This is a genomic window from Pedobacter frigidisoli (assembly GCF_032678525.1).
In the GTDB taxonomy this organism is placed as follows: Bacteria; Bacteroidota; Bacteroidia; order Sphingobacteriales; family Sphingobacteriaceae; genus Pedobacter; species Pedobacter frigidisoli_A.
The window spans coordinates 604604-626494 of record NZ_JAVTSE010000001.1; the positions used below are offsets into that span (position 1 = coordinate 604604).

Consider the following 21891-nt stretch of genomic DNA (forward strand, 5'->3'; position numbering starts at 1 on the left):
AACATGAAAAAGATATTATTTGGAATATTATGCGCACTAAGCGGGGCATTGATATTCTCCTCCTGCCAAAAGCTTGAGGTACCCATTTCTTCAGAACTTACCCCCGAAACTTACCCACAAACAGCTGCTCAGTTAACCTCGGCATCAGGGGCGGTATACATCAATTTAAGAAGTGATTATGCTACAACCTACTTCTTTTTGCAAAGTTCATCTACCGATGAATCGGTATTGCCTATTTTTGCTTCCGATTGGATTGATGGAAATAAATACCTCGAACTGCACCGCCATACCTGGACTAAAGACAATGCATGGGTGGCCGCAGGCTGGTCGTACCTCACTAATATTATCGGTACCGCTAACCAAACCATTTCAATCATCAGGCAGTCAGCTCCCGCAGGTGATGCAAAAAACACCAACCTTGCCGAATTAAAAACCATGCGTTCGCTGGCTTATTTCATGATGATGGATTTATATGGTAATGTACCTCTGGATACACTTTACGGATCAACTACGTTAAAAACCAATTCGCCACGCGCAACCGTTTTCAATTTTGTAGAAAGCGAACTTAAAGCGGCTATTCCGTACTTAAAAGGAACTTCAGGTATCGCAACCTACGGCTTGCCAACAAAATATCTGGCTTATTCCATCCTGGCTAAAATGTACCTGAATGCAGCGGTATATACCGGTACTCCACGTTACGATGATTGTATCGCGGCCTGCGATCAGGTCATCAGTTCAGGCTTGTACAGCATTGAACCTTTGTCTACTTACCTTCAAATGTTTTATCCGACGAATGGTCCTTCGCAAAAGGAATTCATATTTGCCATACCCTATGATGCCTCTACCTCCACAGGAAATATGTTTATGGCCCGTTACGATTTAAACCGGAACCTGGGTATCCGTTACCTTTATTCAGGATCAACACCAGGCTCATTCACTAACCCGGTAATGAACCAGAGTAGCGGTGGCGGTTTGGTAAACAACAAACCCAGCGGACCACGAATGACAACGACTGAATTTTATGCCAATTTTAACGATGCCAATGATGTGCGGAATAAACAATGGCTTACAGGTTTGCAATACTGGCAGGATGGAAATCCGATTATGGTGAGTACCACAAACTTAGGCTATGATCAGTTTTACACAGGCGGTACACCGGCAGGAACTTATACTTACCAGTTAAATCTTACTCCATTATCAAGTTCGCGCTTAGGCGCATCTTCCTATGATTTAGGTAAGGATGAAATTGCCTGGAACACTGGCTATCGTAACATTAAATTCATAGCTGATTATACCAATACCACTAACCGTAATCAGAATAATGATATGCCTTTGTTCAGGTATTCAGATATTGTATTGATGAAAGCTGAAGCCATTTTCAGGGGAGGTACACCAACCCTGGGCGCTACTGCTTTAGGTCTGGTAAATAGCGTTCGAAGCAACAGAACAACATCTGCTGTGTTAGGCGCACTAACCCTCGATGTATTATATAACGAACGCTCAAAAGAATTTGCATGGGAATGCTGGCACCGTAATGACATGATCCGGTTTGGTAAATTTGAAAATACTTACGGTTTGTCTAAAACCAATGCCGACACTTACCGACGCATTTTTCCTATACCGAGTACAGCCATTGCCACCAACAATACCCTGGTTCAAAATCCAGGCTACTAATTTATTGCATTCTTTTTATTAATTAACATTCCCCTTCATTTCATGGGGAATGTTAATTTTAACCATCAATTAAGCGATTTTTAATTTGCTGATCGCACAATAATACCCTGCCAAAGGATAAAAACAATATGAATTTCAAACAACCCGCAAAAGTCGGATCGGATGAAAAGCCAAGAAGACTAGTTTCTTTGGATGCCCTGCGCGGTTTCGATATGTTCTGGATCGTTAGTGGTGAGGGGATTTTTCATGGCATAGCAAATGGAATAAAAGAACAGCATAGGCTGGTGAGAAATCCCTTAGACTGGACCATTGCCACCAACGACAATCTTTCTTTTTTCGAGCGATTGTTTATCGGACTAAGTAATCAATTACACCATTCCCCCTGGAATGGTTTTACCTTTTACGACCTGATCTTTCCGCTTTTTATATTTATTTCAGGAGTATCAATGCCTTTTTCCTATCATAAATACCTCAGTAACGGTGTAAAAAATAAAATGTCAGTTTACCTTCCATTAATCAAAAGAACCCTGGTACTGATTGTGCTGGGAATGATTGTTAATGGATTATTGCAATGGAATGGTTACGAAAACATTCGCTTCGCCAGTGTGCTTGGGCGTATTGGTCTGGCAACTTTCTTCGCGGCAGTTATTTATTTAAACTGTAAGCTCCCGAAGCAGGTTTTGTGGTTTGTTTTAATATTGGCAGGCTACTACTTACTGATGGCCTTCGTTCCGGTTCCTGGTTTTGGAAAGGGTGTGTTTACAGCGGAAGGCAATTTATCTGCTTACGTAGACCGGTTGTTTCTACCAGGTAAGCTCCATCGCCTGGTGTACGATCCCGAAGGTTTATTAAGTACCGTTCCGGCGATATGTTCGGCAATGATAGGTGTTTTTACAGGAACATTCATCAAAACAGAAATGCAACGGATTAGTTCCCTTAAAAAAACCGGAATCATGTTGCTCGCTGGCCTGCTGTTTATTCTCGCAGGCTGGGTTCTGAATCCTGTTTTTCCAATCAATAAAACGATGTGGAGCAGCACCTTTGTGTTATATGCAGGGGGCTGGAGTATCGTTCTTTTTGCTGTCTTCTACTTTATTATTGATGTTCAGTTCTGGCAGAAATGGAGCATACCCTTTATCTGGATGGGAACAAATTCAATACTCATTTATGTTTGTGCCCACGGTTTTTTTAATTTCGAATCTTCATCAGCATTTCTTTTCGGCGGACTGGTCAAAATGATCCCGTCAATATGGCAATCAGCGGCCTTGTGGGCAGGTGTTCTGGTCATACAGCTCTTACTCTTTAAATTTCTATACGATAAAAAGTGGTTCTTAAAAATATGAAATACAAACTATTACTATCACTTACCGTATTTACGCTGCTGGCAACAAAAACATGGTCACAGCCATTTCTGAAGGCCTCAAATGCATTGATCAGCCGCATTGTTCCCAAGCAGCACCAGTTTTTTGTTACGCAAAGCATTGGTTTGGAAAGCGGAAAAGACGTTTTTGAAATTGAAAGTAAGAACGGAAAAATTATTTTAAGGGGCAGCAGCGGTGTAGCAGTGGCTTCCGCATTTTATCATTACCTAACTAACTATACCCATAGCCAGGTTACGTGGAATGGGACAAATTTGAACCTGCCTCCAAAATTACCTGTGGTTGCCAAGAAAATCAGAAAGCAAACCCCTTACGATTATCGCTATTACCTGAATTATTGTACCTTCAACTATAGCATGAGCTGGTGGGACTGGGCACGATGGGAAAAGGAAATCGACTGGATGGCATTACACGGCATTAATATGCCCCTGGCCATTACTGGTGAGGAATATACCTGGTATCTGCTTTATAAAGAAATGGGTTTTTCTGACGATGAATTAAAGGGCTTCTTTACCGGGCCGGCTTATTTTTCCTGGTTCTGGATGGGTAATATCGATGGCTGGGGTGGCCCGCTTCCCCTAAGCTGGATGAAAAGTCATTTCGAACTACAAAAGAAAATATTGGCCCGGGCACGTTCATTGGGGATGAAACCCGTTCTGCCCGCATTTACCGGTCACGTTCCGGCTGCTTTTAAACAAAAATTCCCAAATGCAAAGCTGAAAGCCACAAACTGGACCAACGGCTTTGCCGATACCTATATCCTGGATGCCGGAGACCCGATGTTTGCAACAATCGGAAAGAAATTCCTGCAGAAACAAACAGCACTTCTGGGAACCGACCACCTGTATTCTGCAGATACTTTTAATGAAAATGAGCCCCCATCATCCGACCCTGGATTTTTAAGTGAACTGTCTGCAAAAGTATATGGTGGTATGTCGGCTGCAGATCCCCGGGCCATTTGGGTAATGCAGGGCTGGCTGTTTTATAGCGATAGAAAGTTCTGGAAAGAAGCGCAGACAGAAGCCCTTCTACGTGCCGTCCCCGATGATAAAATGATTCTGCTGGATCTGGCTACCGAAATTGAACCCGTTTGGAAACGAACTAATGGCTTTTATGGTAAGCCCTGGATCTGGAATATGCTCCATAATTTCGGTGGAAATACCAATTTGTTCGGCCGCATGGATGTCGTAGCAACGCAGCCCGCCGCCGCACTCCGCCATCCGCAAAGCGGAAAAATGAAAGGCATTGGCCTAAGCATGGAAGGGATTGAACAAAACCCGGTACTCTATGAACTTATGATGGCTAATGTATGGACCTCGAAACCGATTAACCTTGATAACTGGTTGCCCGAATTCGTCCGTAACCGCTATGGAACCCCTGATGTAAATGCAATAACAGCATGGCTGATTTTGAGGCAAACGGTATATAAAGTGCCCGAAGACCGATATATCAGAGATGGGGCCGAATCTATTATTCAGGCAAGGCCAACTTTAGATTCCCTTTCAAGATGGGCAAAAACAACACTTAATTATCACGAAAAGGATTTATTACCCGCATGGGACGAACTGATTAAAGCAAGTGCGGCATGCAAAACAAATGATGGTTTTCAATACGACCTGGTAGATGTAACCCGGCAGGTTCTGGCCAACTATGCGCTACCGGTTCAGCGTAAATTTGTTGAAGCATATCGGAAGAAAGATCTTCAAACCTTCAAGACTGAAAGTCATAAATTTTTGCAGCTTATCGATGACCTCGACAGATTACTGGCTACCAGAAAAGATTTTATGCTTGGCCCCTGGGTAAGTCAGGCACGGGCCTGGGGCACTACAGCCAAAGAAAGATCTTTATATGAAATGAATGCCAAAGATTTGATTACTTTGTGGGGCGATGCTAAAAGTCCGTTGAATGAATATGCCTGCAGACAATGGAGTGGTTTACTCTCTGATTTTTACAAGCCACGATGGGAGCAGTTTTTTAGCAAACTGGAACAATCTATGGCACAAGGGAAGGAAGCTGATCTGAATCAGTTCAAAGATGAAATAAGCGCCTGGGAATGGAAGTGGGTAAATACACGAAAAGATTATCCTTTAAATCCTAAAGGAAATGCAATAAATACCGTCATTGAGTTACACAGAAAATACAGAGAAATAGCTGGCACCAGCCATGCAAAATGAAGATAAATCATAATTAAGATGCTTACGTTACCCTATCAGAATAATTTTTTTAAGTGCAGTAACCGGTTTTTACTGATGGCTTTAATAGCGCTTGCGTGCAATCAAAGTTTCGCGCAAAAACAACTCATTAAATACGTACAGCCATTCTCCGGCACTTCAGCAAGTACAACATCTGCAAGTCAGCATATTGAAGATAAAACCGAACGCCTTGCCAATACCATCCCTGCGGTGGCACCGCCATTTAGCATGACACAATGGACGCCGCAAACGCAGCTTTCTGAAACAAAATGTTTGGCGCCTTACTATTACAACAATAAAAAAATCTACGGCTTCAGGGGCAGTCACTGGATTAGTGGTTCCTGTACACAGGATTATGGTAGTTTCACTATAATGGCCATTTCGGGTAAACTTAAAACCCTGCCATCTGCCTATGCAGATGATTACAGCCATAGCGGAGAAGTAGCTACCCCGGCATATTATAAAGTGAATTTGCCCCGTTACAATCTTCAGGTTGAGCTTACCGCTACGCTGCGGAGTAGCGTAATGAAAATTACTGCATTACAAGCCGATAGTGTTTACCTGCTCATTACACCAAACAGCGACCAGAAAAAAGGGGCAATTCGTATTGACGCAACTAAAGGGGAGGTTACTGGTTACAATCCGGCACATCGCATCTATCAGGGATGGGGACAGCCTGCGGGGTTTAGCGGATACTTCTTTACACAGATTAAGCGTGGCTTCAGCAACAGCGGGGTATTTACAGAAGAAAAAATCCTTCATCAGCAATCCATCGGCAATCAGAAAGATATTGGCGCCTATGTGGGCTTCAAACTTCAAAAAGGAGAGTCTATCCTGGTATACTCAGGTACCTCTTTTACAAGTGTTGAGTCCGCAAAGCTAAACCTGAAATCGGAAATCAATACGGATAGCTTTGAACAGGTGCTAAGCAAAACAACTGCAGTTTGGGAGAAGTCGCTCTCGCAGATCGATATTACTGATCAGGATGAAAAGAGAAAGAGAATTTTCTACACCGCATTGTATCATGCAAAACAGCATCCCCGGTTGTTTAATGATGTTGATGGTGGTTATCCTGCCTTTTCGGGCAACTACCAGCGTAAGGTAATCGATAAGGGTGATTATTATGATGATTTCTCCATGTGGGATATTTACCGCGCGCAGCTGCCTTTAGTGGAGTTGCTAAATCCTTCATATGCAAATGCATTCGCCAAGTCACTTGTTTTGAAAGGTCAGCAAGGTGGCTGGTTGCCTATTTTTCCATGCTGGAACAGCTATACCGCTGCAATGATTGGCGACCACAGTACGGCTTTCCTGGCTTCCGCCTACAATAAAGGTATAAGGGATTATGATGTAAATGAGGCCTACCGTTTGATGAGGCAAAATGCGTTTGATATGCCCGATTCTGCGAGTTATCTGGATGGCAAAGGGAGGAGGGGGATAAACAGCTATCTGAAATATGGATACATCCCAATGGAAGACAGTATTCCCAACGCCTTTCATAAAAAAGAGCAGGTAAGCAGAACGCTTGAATACGCCTATGATGATTACGCGCTCGCAACGGTGGCTAAAGGTTTAGGTAAAACTGACGACTACAACACACTGATGAAAAGGTCTGGAAATTATCAGCACGTTTTCAATAAGGAAGTGGGAATGGTGAGCGGCAGGTATGCCAGTGGAAAATGGTATCAGCCATTTTATGCTGATCATCGTGAACCCTATATCACCGAAGGTACGCCAAGGCAGTATACCTTCTATGTGCCACAGGATATGCCCGGATTAATTAAATTAATGGGTGGGCAAAAACAGCTGGAAAATGAGCTTGATTCGATTTTTAAGAAAAAAGAATACTGGCATGGAAACGAACCAGGGCATCAGATCCCATTCCTCTACAACTTTACCAACTCGCCCTGGAAAACTCAGCAGGCAGTAACCCGGATTTTAGATGAAGAGTATAGTGATGGACCGGGTGGCTTAAGCGGAAATGATGACGCAGGACAAATGTCGGCATGGTATGTATTTGCTGCTTTGGGTTTCTACCCTGTAGATCCGGTTTCCGGTATCTACCAGATGACATCACCCGCATTTACACAGGCCAGCCTGAGCTTTTCAAACGGAAAAGTACTCAGAATTAACCGCGTCAAAAGCAGCTCAAATGCGATGTATATCGCTAAGATAACCTTGAACGGGAAAACCCTCGCGGGTAATCAGATTTCGCACAAAGAACTTACTGCGGGAGGGGTGCTCACGTTCTATCTGAAAGAAATGAAGTAACCCCGTTACTGATGATTTTGTTATGATGACCATAAGGAAAAAAGTCCTGCTCGTATTTGAGCGGGACTTCCTTTTTTATTTCGAAATGAGTATAGCGAATGCCTGTTATCCTATAAACTTCAAATTGCTGTTGTTCTTTTCTGCGGCCTCAATAGGAGCATAGTCTGACAGGATCAATGCCTTACCTTTTTTAACGCATACATCATGCTCAAAATGAACAGAAGGCTTTCCGTCTTTCGTTCTCACCGTCCATCCGTCTTTCTCAATGTATACCTCTTTCTTGCCAAGGTTAATCATGGGCTCAATGGCTAGCACAAGGTTTTCCTTTAGCATTAAACCCGATCCGCGTTTTCCATAGTTAGGCACCTGAGGATCCTCGTGCATACTTTTTCCCAATCCGTGGCCAACAAAATCCCGCACCACACCATAACCCTTTTTCTCATTGTGATTCTGAATGGCGAAACCAATATCACCTAGTCTTTTACCAACAACAGCTTCAGCTATTCCTACAAATAGCGACTCTTTAGTTGTTCTAACTAAATCCAGAATTTCCTCGCTTGCATCGCCAATTACAAAAGTATAGGCATGGTCGCCATGGTATTCATTTTTAATCACACCAACGTCTACAGAAATGATATCACCATCTTTTAAAATTTCTTTACCCGGAAAGCCGTGAACCACTACGTCATTAACAGAAGTGATGATGTGGTGGGGAAATCCACTATAATTATAAAATGAAGGTACGGCACCATGATCCAAAATGAATTCATTCGCCAGTTTGTCTATTTCAATCGTGGCCAGGCCGGGACGTAATATCTTCGCGATTTCGGCCAGCGTTTCGCTCACCAAAAGTGCACTGATTCGCATCAGTTCTACTTGTTCGTCAGTTTTGTAAAAAATCATTGGCGCAAAATTACGAATAAAGTAGCAAGAATTGAGTATCAAGTTTCCCTTCCTTTTTGTAGTTTTGAAAACAACAGGTCAACACCACGTATCAAACATGAACCATCAGGAAAATCTTTCCCAGCTCAGAAAATTAATGCAACAGCATCAGGTAGATGCCTGTATTATTCCTTCAGCCGATCCTCACCTCAGTGAATATGTGCCTGAGTTTTACAAACAACTCCGGTTTATGTGTGGGTTCACGGGTTCTATGGGCACGGTGGTAGTCACACACGATTTTGCTGGCTTGTGGACAGATTTCAGGTATTTTCAGCAGGCCGAAAAAGAATTAAATAACACAGGCTTTGAACTGGTTAAGCTGAAGGTGCAGTATCAGCCCGAATATATTGAATGGCTAAACGGCTCGCTTGCACAGGGCGCTACAGTAGCTTTTGATTTCCGCTTGCTTCCTGTTTCACTGGTTGCACAGATAGAAGAAGGCCTTTCACACAAAAAGGTGGCATTGAAAAGTGTCGATTTTGTCTCTGAGATCTGGACCGAAAGGCCAGCAATGCCTTCGCAACAAGCGTTTTTGCTGGATGAAACCGCATGCGGAATGTCGTTTTCCGAAAAGCTACATCAGCTGAGGAATAAAATAAAGCAGGAGAAAGCAAATACTTTAATCCTTTCTGCCCTTGATGAAATCGCCTGGCTGTTTAACCTGCGTGGATCGGATGTTAATTTCAACCCGGTTGTAGTCGGGTTTGCCATTGTCACAACCGCTGAAGTTAAATTATACCTTGCGGAAGGGAAATTAAGTGAGCCGGATTTAAGCTTCCTTCAGGCACAGGGTATTTTTATTTATCCTTATGATGATTTTGAAGGTCATCTGGCACCACTTCCCATTACTTCCGAAGTCCTGATCGATCCGAAGAGAACCAGCTATCAGGTTCAACATATACTTCCCGGGCAGGTCAAATGCAAATTTGGCGATAGTTTAATTGCGCCTTTAAAATCAATTAAAAACGATGTTGAAGTCGCAAACATCCGCTTATCAATGATTAAAGATGGGATAGCAATCACGCGTTTTTTCAAGTGGCTGGAAGAAAATGCGGGTTCAGGTGAAGTGACAGAGTGGCTGGCGGCTGAGAAAATAACGGCCTACCGTGCAGCACAGCAAACCTATGCAGGGCCAAGTTTTGCACCTATTTCTGCATATGGCCCTAACGCCGCAATGCCACACTATTCGCCAGATCAACGGGATGAAATAAAACTTAAACCTGAAGGTCTGTATCTGCTAGATTCAGGCGGTCATTACTTTCACGGTACAACAGACATTACGCGGACATTACCCCTTGGTGCATTAACCGAAGAAGAAATGATGGATTATACGCTGGTGCTTTCCGCGATGATCTCCGGTTCGATGGCTAAGTTTCCCAGAGGCACCCGCGGATACCAGATTGATGGCATTTGCCGTAAACAAATGTGGGAGCATGGCATCAACTACGGGCATGGTACAGGGCATGGGGTAGGTTACTTTCTCAACGTTCATGAAGGCCCACAGAATATCGGGCCCTCAAATGTCCCGGTTGCCCTTGAAGCCGGCATGTTAACCTCCATGGAACCTGGAATTTATCGTAACGGAAAACATGGGGTTAGAATTGAAAACCTGATCCTGACTATTGAAGACCACACCACTGATTTTGGCGAATTCCTAAGCTTTGAAACCCTTACCCTTGCACATATTGATACCTCCTGTATTGTAAGAAGCCTGCTCAACGAAAAACAAATCAGCTGGCTCAATGAATACCATCAGGAAGTGTACCGCCAGTTAAGTCCGTTTTTAAATGCAGAAGAACAAAGCTGGCTTTCAGGGAAGTGTAAGGCAATTTAAGAAAATATCAGCATTCCGTAGCTGCTCCCGCTATCGGCAGTTCAAGTATCTGGTGGTCTGCCCATTGCCTCAACTGATCAATGATCGGAATAAGCGCTGTGCCGGCAGGTTGCAAAGAATACTCTACTTTAGGCGGTACTTCCAGGTATACCTCTCTGAAAACCAATCCGTCCTGTTCCAGTTCCCTTAAGGTTTGGGTCAGCATTTTAGTGGTAATGCCTTTCAATAAACGTTTAAGCTCCCCATATCGTAAAACCTTGTGCTCATTCAGATACCATAATATCCTTCCACGGTATTTGCCACCAATGCGTTGAAAAGCAAAATCAACTGCACAATAGGCTTTAACATGTTCATTTTTCATGACAGACAAAAATTAATTTGCTGATAATCAGCAATAGATTACAAAAGGTATGTAGGTTACAAAAAAGTACATACTTGATGCAAATATACCAATATGCTAGTTTTGAAAGAAAAAAGATGGACAGAAGGACAGCAATAAAACAATCTGCGCTACTCGCTTTAGCGGCAGTGGTTAATACAAAAGTAATTTATGCCATGTCTGAAACAAAGCAGGAGATCAGGGGTTACAGCCGATTTAAGCTTGGCAAGCTTGAAATTACACTGGTTACGGATGGTCACATTCCGATGACCCCGGTTCAACCCAACTTCGCTCCCGGAATTGACCCTAAAAAAGTTAATCAGGCGCTTGAAGCTCATTTTGCTTCGAAAAAAATGGTAGACCTCGGTATAAATATCATGATCATCAAGTCAGGAAACCGGATGATCATGATCGACAGCGGCTGCGGAACCAGTTTTGGTGCAAACTCAGGGTGGCTGGTACCCAATCTTGAGAAGGCCGGTATCAAGGCTTCCGATATTACCGATGTAGTCATCAGCCATGCGCATCCCGATCATATAGGTGGATTGACTAATGAGGCTGGCAAGTTGGTGTTTCCGAATGCTGAGATCTATTTATCACAAATCGAACACGACTTTTGGATGGCAGACCAACAGGATTTCTCAAAAAGTAAAATTAAAGATGAAGAATTGAAGCGTATGGTAGTCTCAGTAGCCAAAAAGAATATTACTGCAGCAAAATCCCGATTATATCTGGTCGGAGATGGTGATGAACTTTTCGGCTGTATAAGGGTTCATCTCGCCCCGGGGCATACACCAGGGCACTGTATTTTGGAGGTGTATGCTGGTAGCGACCGGCTTTTTCACCTGGCCGATCTGGTGCATTCAGCAGCACTGGTCATCGAACATCCGGAATGGGGTTTTGAAGGTGATACTGATTTTGAACTGGCCATCACATCCCGTAAAAAAGTACTGAGTGATTTAGCTGCAGCGAAACCCCTTGTGTTTTCCTACCATTTGCTTTGGCCGGGATTAGGACATTTGAAACCTAAGGGACAGGCGTACGAATGGTTGCCCCAGCAATCTGCGCTCCCAGACTGGCCTCAATAGAGAGCGTAGAAAAGCAGTGAAGATCAAATAGGAGTGTAGTGCTGTTGTCGAAAATTCCCCGTGTTTGGTCGCAGAATTTCTGCGCTGTGTCGCATATGTAAAATAAACTTCCATCTGGTTGGTATTTTTCCGCCGCTTATCATCAGGCAAAGCCTGGGCATAACATATCACCATGGAAAATATATTTTTTTTAGAACGGGAGGGGGTAGTACGTGAAACCATCCTTAAAGGAATGCTTGACCGGAAACTTCCTGTTGTTGCTTTTCAAAGATCAGAAGATTTATTAAACAGCGGGGAAAACCTGAAAGCAAAATGGTGTATCCTGGATATGGATGTCCCTGACCATAATCCTTATTACGTAGCTGGCAGCATACGCAGGAAATATCCTGATGTTATTTTGCTTTTTTGGGGAACTATACCACCAAGTAGAACCGTATTGTTTGAACTGGGCATTCGTGGTACGGGCTATATCAAAAAAACACTCGATCTCGATGAATTTATGCCAAAATTGCTTCACTACCTGAATGACGATCACAAGCGCCTGTGGCAGACCGGTGAAGCCGCATTCAACTTTGGAAACAGCAGGTTAAGCGTTGGCGATCAGCAACTATCAACTCCCGTAGATAATTATCACCTGACTTTAAAAGAAACAGCCTTGCTCGAAATGCTACTGCTACATAAAAATGATGTTCTGCCGAGGGAAAAATCACTCGGTTTGATTTGGGGAAGATTGGATTATTATACGGCCAGAAGCATGGATGTTTGCGTTTCTAAACTAAAACGCAAGCTCTCCGGCGACAGTGCCATTTCAATTGTTAACCTGAGGTCAATCGGTCATAAACTTTTGATTTCGGGAAATTAGATATTATCGGGAGCTGGATAATGTTTTCAGGAAATCCACGAAATAATAAACTGTGCAGACTCACACTGAATGCACAGTTTATTTTTATTTTTCAGGTGTGATTGAATCGTATTTAGCACATATTAAGTAAACAAAGCGTTTTAGACCTGAGGATTGCAATGATACATTTTGAATTAATTTGACCAGGAGACATTATCTAAAAATATAAAGTCGTCAACCGGAGCCGCCCAACTCAATGTCGATCCACCCCGATAAACCCCTGTTATGAATTCGTCAATTTCGCGTCCAGCAGCTGTAGTCGCATAACGAATATTTGTTTTGTTAATCAGGGTTTGCGGTGATGACCATGTTCCGCTATTGTTTTCGCTTACTGTAATTTTTAATATTCCATTGGCATTTGTAGAGGTATTGAGCGTAACTTCCATTCTAACTCTGTACCACTTCCCGCTTTTTAAACCTGTGCCGTCGCCTCCAAAATACTTTGCACCAAAATTATCTCCACAGGTGGCAGGCTTATCTACGTAATACACATATGGCATCAGATAAGGTGTGCCGGCATCATCTGTATTCCACATTACCCTTGATGACCACCCGTTACCATCTGTTGTAATTACACATCCGGTGTAAGTTGTGCCGCCTCCAAGACCAGGGATTTTACCTCCCCAACTCCATACAAATGGTTCTTTTACATAACCAAATTTTACGTCATATTGTAATATTTTTCTTGTAGTGCTTCGTCCGATTGTAGCATTTGACCACATTCCACCATCATCCCCAATTTTATTCGCCAGTAATTTTACCCTCAAAGTATTGGATTCGGTATACAACCGACTGACTTCATCAGTATTTAATGAAGATGAACCACTGTATGCTGAGTTATCATTTCCAAAATCAGTGTTCCAGTAGTTGAGGGGGTATCCTCCATTTGTCCGTGTAAAGTAAATCGTTCGAGTGTCATAAACGGTTTCCATTACAGCAGCTGCAGACACCGAAGCATCTTTAGCAGTGGCTTCGACTAAATTTTCCTGGCTTAAACCAGATTTTTCAACATCATTTTTACATGCAAGAATAAGTATTGCAAGTAGCAGGATTAGATTTGTTTTTTTCATGATTAGCTTTTTAGTTACGGTAAAAATGATACAGGCACAACTGCGTAAGCAGTCGTGCCTGTATTCTGTTACTTTTTGGAAACAACAATGGAAGAAACATTGTCATTGAAACCGATATCAACCAGACATTTTTTGCTTGATGTAAGCACTGTTGATTCACCAGTTAGATCTTCGCTCTTGTAAAGCGTTACTTTTAGCCCTTCAGGCACAGTCACAGATGATATCTGATTTTTGGTTACACCTGCTTTAACCAGTTCTGCTAAAGTATACTTGCCTACGCCGAAAGATGCAGACCAGCCGCCGTTACTGCAACCCTGGAAAACCGTTACTTTGGGTTCCTCTGGTTTTGTAGCCTTACCAGGGTTTGTTTCCTGGTATGGTTTTACATCCGTTCCGGTAAGGCTTACCTTTAACACTGCATTTTCCATAGAATTGATTACTTTACCGGCCGCTTTCGCCGCATTCATTTGGGAGTATCCTGCCAAGCCTAGTGCCAGCGATACAATCATCATTTTAGTTTTCATTTTTTTGTTTTTTGATTTATCGGTTATCCTCCACTTTTATCAGTGTTGAATAATCTAAATTTAGATACGGACCTTGAGCAAATAGGGCTAATATTCTAACTATTTAGGGGGAAAATTGCTGAAGATAGCTTTGTAAGATCACACATGTATTTCTGCCAGGCAAGGGTTTTCTCCTGTATTCCTTCGACCACAAAGGCACCACGGCATATAACCGATACAGTTCAAAGGCATCCCTGAAGCTGGGGTGAAACGTGCCATGAATGTGAAAACACGTAGCAGACACGTTCGAGACACGTTCCAGGTACGTACGAAACACGGACAAGTTATACTGTATTTAAGGTGAATTATGCCTTTAATATGCCTTCATACCTAGCCCAGGCTCACCCAATATATCCTGATAAAGTTTTCTATCATTTAATCATTTATCACCCTAATTGCTTAGGATTTTCTCCCATTGGATTGAAGTGCTCCAGATAAATTTGCTGGTAACAAATCAGCAAATAAAATGAGTAATCAGAAACCCCCGCGCAGAAGTTTCCTAAAAAAGTTATCCAACCTTGGCTTGGCAGGATTTTTAGGTAGTGCATTACCTGCATTTTCTCAGGTCAAATCCAGTGAATCAGCAACCAGCCAGGCTGATAAGGATTATCAGTTTCTCACGCAGCCCTATCTGCAATGCTTTTCGCCTAACGAAATCATTGTTCGATGGATGACCAATAAACCCGGGAAAAGCTGGGTGGCTTATGGGGAAGATAAAAATCTAAATAACATCGCTACTCCACAGGTTAAACTCGGATTTGTGGAGGCCGATAATACTGTAAACACAATCATACTCAAAAATCTTAAACCGGGTAAAACCTATTATTACAAGGTTTGCTCCAAAGAGATCACCAGCTTTACTTCTTTCCCAAAATATGGACTGACAATAGAAAGCCAGGTGTTTTCCTTTACGGCGGCCGATGAGCATGCAAAAGAAGTTTCGATGCTGATCCTGAACGACACGCACGATCGTCCTGAATCTATTCCGCATCTGATCAGCCTAAATAAAAATAAACCATTCAATTTTACTTTTTTCAATGGTGATATTTTCACCTTTGTGCACAATGAACCGCAGATTATTGATCACTTCATTAAACCGGTTTTACAATCGCTGGGCTCCACAAAGCCTTTTATGTTCGTGCGTGGTAACCACGAAACCAGGGGACGCTATGCCCGGCAGTTCGACCGTTATTTCCTAACCCACACCAATCAGTTTTATTCTACCTTCAACTGGGGTCCGGTGCAGTTTATGGTACTTGATACGGGTGAAGACAAGGTTGATACACATAATGAATATGCCGGTGTAGTTGATTTTGATGATTATAGAGTAGAACAGGGCAAATGGGCGGAATCGGTAATGAAGAGCAAGGCCTTTAAACGGGCCAGATACCGTGTGGTGTTGATGCACATTCCGCACTTTAATTCCGACGAAAAACATGGAACCACGCATGTGCGGAAACTGTTTCACCCGCTGTTCGAAAAATATAAAGTCGATATTGTGCTTTCCGGGCATACGCATACCTACGGTATACATCCGCCGGATGAGCAGCATAGCTATCCGTTGATTATTGGTGGGGGACCTGAAGACGGTAAGCGTACGCTGATTCAGCTCCATGCCGATGCTAATGAGTTAAAAGTGAATATGCTCCGCGATGACGGTGTGGACCTTGGAAACTATATCATAAAATCCTAAAACCGGATTTTTACCAATTTTGTATGATATATCCCCCTTTTTAAACGGAATTTTCACCCCTTTATCATTTTAAACCACACTAACTTAGTTAATGAATTTAGGGTGAGCCAAAACAACTGTGAAACAATTAAAATTACGCATAAATCAAATTTTTAAAACTACATGAAACAAAGCATTTCATTTTTTGTAATCCTTTTCCTGTATGGGACTACCACACTCGCTCAGCAAACTAAACCCGATCTTTCCTGGTTTCAGGATGCTAAATTCGGTCTGTTCATCCATTGGGGCTTATACGCCCAAACTGCTGGCGACTGGGAAGGCCATAAAACGAAGGGTGGCGAACACTTTATGATGTACGAAAAAATCCCATTAAAAACCTATGCCTTAATTGGAAAGGACTTTAACCCTACGAGATATCATGCGGAGGAGTGGGTAAAACAGGCTAAAGCTGCAGGCATGAAATACATTGTGTATACCAGCAAACATCACGATGGTTTTGCCATGTACCATTCAAAAGCCAGCGAATATAATATCTATAATTATACTCCTTTTAAAAGAGATCCATTGGCGGAGCTGGCAAAAGCGTGCAAAAAATATGGGCTGAAACTTGGACTTTATTATTCTCTGGGACGGGATTGGCAGGATCCTGATGTACCTACTAACTGGCCGCAGAAGGCAGGCAGAAGCAATACCTGGGATTATCCTGATGAAGATGCCAAGGTGTTTAACCGTTATTTCGAACGTAAAGTTAAACCACAGATCACAGAACTTTTAACCAATTACGGCGATATTGCTGTAATGTGGTTCGATACACCCGAACTTATCAGCAAAAATGAAAGCGCTGAACTTCGCAGTTTAATTAACAAACTTCAACCCGCATGTTTAATCAATAGTAGAATTGGCAATGGCAGGGGTGACTTTGAAATTTCCGAACAAAAACTTCAGGCATCGGCCACTAAACCATGGGAAGCTTGTATTACTATTGGCCAAAACTGGTCGTATAATAGGCATGACAGTACTTGGAAGTCAGCAGAATTATTAGTTCGAAATCTGATTAATGTGGTGGGCAGGAATGGGAATTTATTACTCAATGTAGGTCCTAAAGGAGACGGCACTTTTCCTTCATGGGCTACCAAAAGGCTCGATTCTGTTGGTGCCTGGATGAGCATCAATTCAGAAGCCATTACCGGTACAAAACCTTATAGAATACCTGCCGAAGGAAATGAAGCCGAAAATGCAGTTATCAATAAGCCGAAGGTAGAAGGAAAAATGGCCGACGCCGTTTATGATGCCACTCCAAAACTTCTTTCTCCGGATATTTTCTTTACACAAAAAGGTAATGACGTGTTTGTATTATTGAGAAGCTGGGATAAAAAGCAGTTCGATATCAAAAGTTTAAAAGGCATTTCTATTTCCAGTGTTGAATTACTCGGGAGCAAAGAAAAAGTAACCTGGAAACAAACTGATAGTGGTGTTTCCGTTACCCTCCCTGCGAATTTTAAAAAGCTCAGCAAAATACCAGTGTATACGCTTAGAGTAACGCTGAAATAATTTCTTGTTAAGAATGACTAACGCCGGGCAGCCAATACCCGGCTTTAGTTATTTCATTTCGCTAAGCCCTGCTCTCAGGTCTCACTGCCTAAATCTTCCTGCTGCTTCATTCCACTCTGGTATTCCCTGGGGCTCACGCCAAAAACTTTTCTAAACTCTACACTGAAATATTTTCTATCATTAAAGCCAACAGAATAGGCAATGTCGGAAATACTGCCTGACCTTAAATTCAATAGCTGTGCGGCACGTTTCAATCGGATAGACTTTATAAAATCGTTAACAGAAATGCCGGTAAGTGCCCTAAGCTTTTTATAGAGTACCGGCTGGCTCATGCCCATCTTTTTTGCTAAGAAGGGAACATCAAATTGTTCAACAATATTTTCTTCGATGGTTGCGATCAGTTTATTCAGAAAATCTTCATCAGCTTTTCTGATCACTACATGTGTAGGTTCCAGCACCATGACGTTGCTAAATTTGCTCTTGATCTTCTCGCGTGTAGCCAACAGGTTTTGAAGGTGAACTTTAAGCAAACGGATGTTAAATGGTTTGGTCATGTACACATCTGCACCGGTTTCCAATCCGCTGATCTGGTGAACATAGGCCGACCTTGCGGTAAGCAAAACTATTGGAATATGGCTGGTGCGCTCATCTGTTTTCAGCTTGCTGCAGAGGGTAAGTCCATCCATTTCCGGCATCATCACATCACTGATGATGATATCCGGAATCTGCTCAACGGCATACTCCCAGCCCTGACGGCCATTCTCACAAATCACCACATCGTAATCCTGACTCAGGTAACTTTTAATAAAGATCCGGATGTCCTGATTGTCTTCAACAAGCAGTACCGTGAAACGCTCCTTAAAGTCTGAATCCTGGCTTGTTTCCACATTAATATTCTCTTCGCTAAGCGCAACAGGGGAGAAGCTATAGCCTGATAAGGCTTCATATTCGCGGTCATCTTCCACGAGGTCTTCTGCTTTGAAAAAATCCTTACCTGTTTTCAGCATTACAGTGAAGCGGGTAAAGCCTGTTTTTTCAATCGTTTCGGGCGTGCTCTCAAAGCTAATCTCACCATGATGAAGTTCAACAATGGTTTTAGAAAATGACAAACCTATTCCTGTGCCAATATTCAATCCGGGATTTACCTGGTAAAAAGCATCAAATAGATTAGACTGTTGGTCGAGCGGAATGCCTTTGCCTTCGTTAAAAACACTGATGGCTACGCTTCCGTTCTCCGGCCTCAGGCTTACCACGACTTTGCCATTTTCATTACCGAACTTAATTGCATTCGATAGGAGATTGTACAACACCTTCTCCAGTTGTTTCTGATCAAAATATAATTTAATGTCGCTCTCTGCGCTTTCAAACCTGTAGTCAATCTTTTTTTCGGCAGCGAGATCGCGGAAGGCAAGGTAAATTTCCTTGGTAAACTGAACAATATTACCGGGACTTACTTCCAGCTGCATTTTGCCGCTTTCAGCTTTTCTGAAGTCAAGAAGCTCCGTTACCAGGCGCATCAAGCGGTCGGCATTATTTTTAATGGGCTGCAGTTCCTTATTCCACTGCCACTGATCGCGTGTTTCTTCGATGAGTTTGTCGAGAGGGCCTAAAATCAAAGTTAAAGGCGTCCTGATTTCATGCGAGATGTTAGTGAAGAACTCAAGTTTGTGTGCGCTTATTTCTTTCTCTTTAAACAAGATGGCTCTCAGGAAAATGTAGCGTAGAAGCAATGCCACAATAAGTGCGGCCACCAGCAAGTAAAACAAATAAGCCCACCAGGTACTGTAAAACGGTGGCTTAATTCTGATGTCCATGTTGAGCATATTGGAGCTGTAAATTCCATCATTGTTAATTCCTTTAACCAGAAAACGGTAATTACCGGTAGGCAGATTGGTATAGGTAACAGAAGGGATGTTTCCGCGGTTCCACTTCTTTTCAAAGCCTTCCAGTTTATACAGGTACTGGTTCTTTTCCGGTTTAATAAAGTTCAGTAAGGCAAAGTCGAGGGTAAAAGTATTCTGATCGTTCCCCAATACCAGCTTTTTAGTCTGAACAATGTTTTTCTCCAACAGCAGGTCTTCTCCATTTATTTTAACCGGTTGATTGTCGAGGATCAGATCGGTAAAAGTCATTTCAGATGGCTGATTATTGGTTTGAATCTTATCCGGATAAAAGCCTGCAAAGCCGTTATAACCTCCAAACAGCATTTCACCATCACTTTTTCTGAAAAAGGCATTGCTATTGAATTCGTTGCCCGGCAGGCCGTCCGATATGGTATAGTTTTTAAAGCTTTGGTTTCGCTGATCCAGCATAGAAAGGCCATTGGCTGTGCCAATCCAGATGTTGCCTTTTTCGTCCTCCATCAGCCCGAAAACATCATCGTTTGGTAAGCCGCTTTTTTTAGTATATCGGATGATGCGGTGATGTAGCTGGTCATATTTTATCATGCCGGCATGATTGGTGCCGATAAAGATTTCACCGTTTTTGGTTTCGAGCAAACAATTCACGAAGAAATTGATCCGTTCTTTGGTTTGCGGATCGTTAATGCTGTAAAATTCATTGCGTAATGGATTCAGAATGAAAAGGCCATAGGTAGTTCCGAAATATACGTGTTCATTGATCATCATATATTTCACCTTTGCAGCTTTTGGAAACGCAGCAGGTAAAGCGTAATTTGAAAAAGTAGTTTTGGTGGTATTGGAGATTTTAATTCCGTTCCGCTGTGTAGCCACCCAAAGTCTTCCCTGTTGATCTTCTGCAATAGACACAATTTCATCAAGGAGATTTGTTTCTTTTTCAGTGCCCAGGTCAAAATGCGTGAAGGAAGCCGTTTTGGAGTTATAGCAACTTAATCCACCTGAATGTGTGCCCACCCATAGCGTGCCGTTTCGGTCGTAGAATATTTTCTTGATTAGATTTGATCTCAATGCGCCTGCGGCCCCTGTATTCAGGAAGGCAACATACTGCCGGCTGATATGGTTATAAAAGTTTAATCCGCCACCTTCGGTTCCTATCCAGAGATTTTTCTGATTGTCTTCGGCAAAACCGCTGATCACATTGTTGTTGATACTTGATCTGCCATTGCTTCGCTGGTAAATTTTGAAAGAAGTGTGATAAGGGTAATTGATGTTTACACCGCCAAAATATGTGCCCACCCACATCGAGCCGTTTTTATCTTTGTATAACTTGTAAATGGAGTTTTGATTCAGGCTGCTTTTATTGTCGGGCTCGTATTGAAGATTAGTGAAGGTGCCCTGCTGATTTAAAATACTGATGCCGTCGAGCGTCCCAACCCACAATCGGCCCTGGTCATCCAGTTCGAGGCTTCTAATGGTATTGTTCACCAGGGAATGTGAATCAGCGGCTGAATGGCTGAATATACTAAAGGTTGCGGAATTGCTGTTCCATAGATTTAGGCCATTTCTTTGTGTACCCACCCAAAGCCGGTTTGTACGGTCTTCCAGAATGGAGGTGATGTTGTTATCGCTGATACTCCCTGCCTTCCCATTAGCCTGATAACTGACCATCCTGAACTTCTGATCCTGGGGCACCAGGCAAAACAGGCCGGCAGCCGTACCCACCCAAATGTTGCCAAGGTGATCTTCTTTGATTGCCCTTGCATTGATCGCTGGTTTCTGTTGTGAAGGATTAAAGTATCTTGTCAAGTGTGTTGGATTGCCATCTATAAACAGGAACACACCGCTTTGTGTGCCGATCCAGATATTACCCTTTCTATCTTCCGTGATGCAGTTAATGCTGATGCCCTTTAGCGTATTTGGTTTTTTTGAATCATTTAATACCTGCTCAAAATGATCGTCTTCGGGATGATAAATGTTGAGGCCTGAAATGGTACCTACCCAAAGCGTTTTCCTGCTGTCTGTATATAATGCTGTAATGTAATTATTGGAGATGGATGTCGGTTCTTTCTCATTGTGCTGGTATACCTTAAAACGATAACCGTCATAACGGTTTAAGCCAAGGCGGGTGCCGAGCCACATGAATCCCTGCTGATCTTGTGCGATGGAGATCACAGAACTTTGCGACAGTCCTTTTTCCACACCAAGGTGATCAAACGATATCGTTTGTTGGGCAGCACTTTGCATGCTGATTATTAAAAAAGAAGAGAGCAGACAGGTTAGTAATCTACAATTCATGAATGGTGGTTTTGTTGTTTGGATGTCTTGTTATCCCTACTAAAATAGGGTTAAAATGTATTTTTCACGAGAAATTTAGGATTTTCACCCCTTTTAGTTTGAAAATTACCCCAAGTGGATGGGAAAGTGCCAGTAAGTTTGCTTTTAGATCAGCCATTCTGAACCAGGCTGGTTAGGAAAGCAAACAATTATAACCAAAC

14 protein-coding genes are annotated in these 21891 nt (G+C 42.6%); 9 read left to right on the forward strand and 5 right to left on the reverse strand.

The window, feature by feature from the left end:
- Positions 1-3: 3 nt before the first annotated feature.
- The 4 genes from R2Q80_RS02685 (at position 4) to R2Q80_RS02700 (ending at position 7516) form a co-directional block, all read left to right on the forward strand.
- Positions 4-1674 carry a RagB/SusD family nutrient uptake outer membrane protein gene (locus tag R2Q80_RS02685; RefSeq protein WP_316798098.1) on the forward strand — a complete coding sequence of 557 codons (1671 nt, stop codon included), beginning with the start codon at positions 4-6 and terminating at the stop codon, positions 1672-1674.
- Between the two features lie 128 nt (positions 1675-1802).
- A complete protein-coding gene (locus R2Q80_RS02690; protein WP_316798099.1) occupies positions 1803-3017 on the forward strand; it encodes a DUF5009 domain-containing protein in 1215 nt (404 codons plus the stop codon).
- Positions 3014-5227 (forward strand): alpha-N-acetylglucosaminidase, encoded by a 2214-nt coding sequence (locus tag R2Q80_RS02695; RefSeq protein WP_316798100.1) that lies wholly within the window; start codon positions 3014-3016, stop codon positions 5225-5227. Before R2Q80_RS02690 ends, R2Q80_RS02695 begins: the two co-directional genes overlap by 4 nt.
- A gap of 75 nt (positions 5228-5302) precedes the next feature.
- Positions 5303-7516, forward strand: coding sequence for a GH92 family glycosyl hydrolase (locus R2Q80_RS02700; protein WP_316798101.1), 2214 nt, complete (start codon positions 5303-5305; stop codon positions 7514-7516).
- Positions 7517-7621: 105 nt separating this feature from the next.
- Here R2Q80_RS02700 and map read toward each other — a convergent pair whose 3' ends face one another.
- Positions 7622-8419, reverse strand: coding sequence for a type I methionyl aminopeptidase (map, locus tag R2Q80_RS02705; protein WP_047797538.1), 798 nt, complete (start codon positions 8417-8419; stop codon positions 7622-7624).
- A 97-nt stretch (positions 8420-8516) separates the two neighbouring features.
- On the opposite strand from map, the gene R2Q80_RS02710 reads away from it, so the two are divergent.
- On the forward strand, positions 8517-10292 hold the full coding sequence (locus R2Q80_RS02710) for an aminopeptidase P family protein (protein WP_316798102.1): 1776 nt from the start codon (positions 8517-8519) through the stop codon (positions 10290-10292).
- Positions 10293-10299: 7 nt separating this feature from the next.
- Here the strand turns inward: R2Q80_RS02710 and R2Q80_RS02715 are convergent, their stop codons facing one another.
- Entirely contained in the window at positions 10300-10653 is a 354-nt protein-coding gene (locus R2Q80_RS02715) for a helix-turn-helix domain-containing protein (RefSeq protein ID WP_316798103.1), read from the reverse strand.
- A gap of 116 nt (positions 10654-10769) precedes the next feature.
- Between R2Q80_RS02715 and R2Q80_RS02720 the strand changes: the two genes are divergently transcribed.
- Positions 10770-11759, forward strand: a complete 990-nt coding sequence (locus R2Q80_RS02720; RefSeq protein WP_316798104.1) for an MBL fold metallo-hydrolase — start codon at positions 10770-10772, stop codon at positions 11757-11759.
- Positions 11760-11931: 172 nt separating this feature from the next.
- Positions 11932-12621 (forward strand): winged helix-turn-helix domain-containing protein, encoded by a 690-nt coding sequence (locus R2Q80_RS02725; RefSeq protein ID WP_316798105.1) that lies wholly within the window; start codon positions 11932-11934, stop codon positions 12619-12621.
- 173 nt (positions 12622-12794) lie between these two features.
- Here the strand turns inward: R2Q80_RS02725 and R2Q80_RS02730 are convergent, their stop codons facing one another.
- A complete protein-coding gene (locus tag R2Q80_RS02730) occupies positions 12795-13730 on the reverse strand; it encodes a polysaccharide lyase (RefSeq protein WP_316798106.1) in 936 nt (311 codons plus the stop codon).
- A 68-nt stretch (positions 13731-13798) separates the two neighbouring features.
- Complete coding sequence (locus R2Q80_RS02735; RefSeq protein ID WP_316798107.1) at positions 13799-14254, reverse strand: hypothetical protein; 456 nt, start codon at positions 14252-14254, stop codon at positions 13799-13801.
- A gap of 505 nt (positions 14255-14759) precedes the next feature.
- Here R2Q80_RS02735 and R2Q80_RS02740 point away from each other — a divergent pair.
- A complete protein-coding gene (locus R2Q80_RS02740) occupies positions 14760-15986 on the forward strand; it encodes a metallophosphoesterase family protein (protein WP_316798108.1) in 1227 nt (408 codons plus the stop codon).
- Positions 15987-16148: 162 nt separating this feature from the next.
- A complete protein-coding gene (locus R2Q80_RS02745) occupies positions 16149-17537 on the forward strand; it encodes an alpha-L-fucosidase (protein WP_316798109.1) in 1389 nt (462 codons plus the stop codon).
- Positions 17538-17611: 74 nt separating this feature from the next.
- Here the strand turns inward: R2Q80_RS02745 and R2Q80_RS02750 are convergent, their stop codons facing one another.
- Complete coding sequence (locus tag R2Q80_RS02750) at positions 17612-21691, reverse strand: two-component regulator propeller domain-containing protein (RefSeq protein WP_316798110.1); 4080 nt, start codon at positions 21689-21691, stop codon at positions 17612-17614.
- Positions 21692-21891 lie beyond the last annotated feature (200 nt).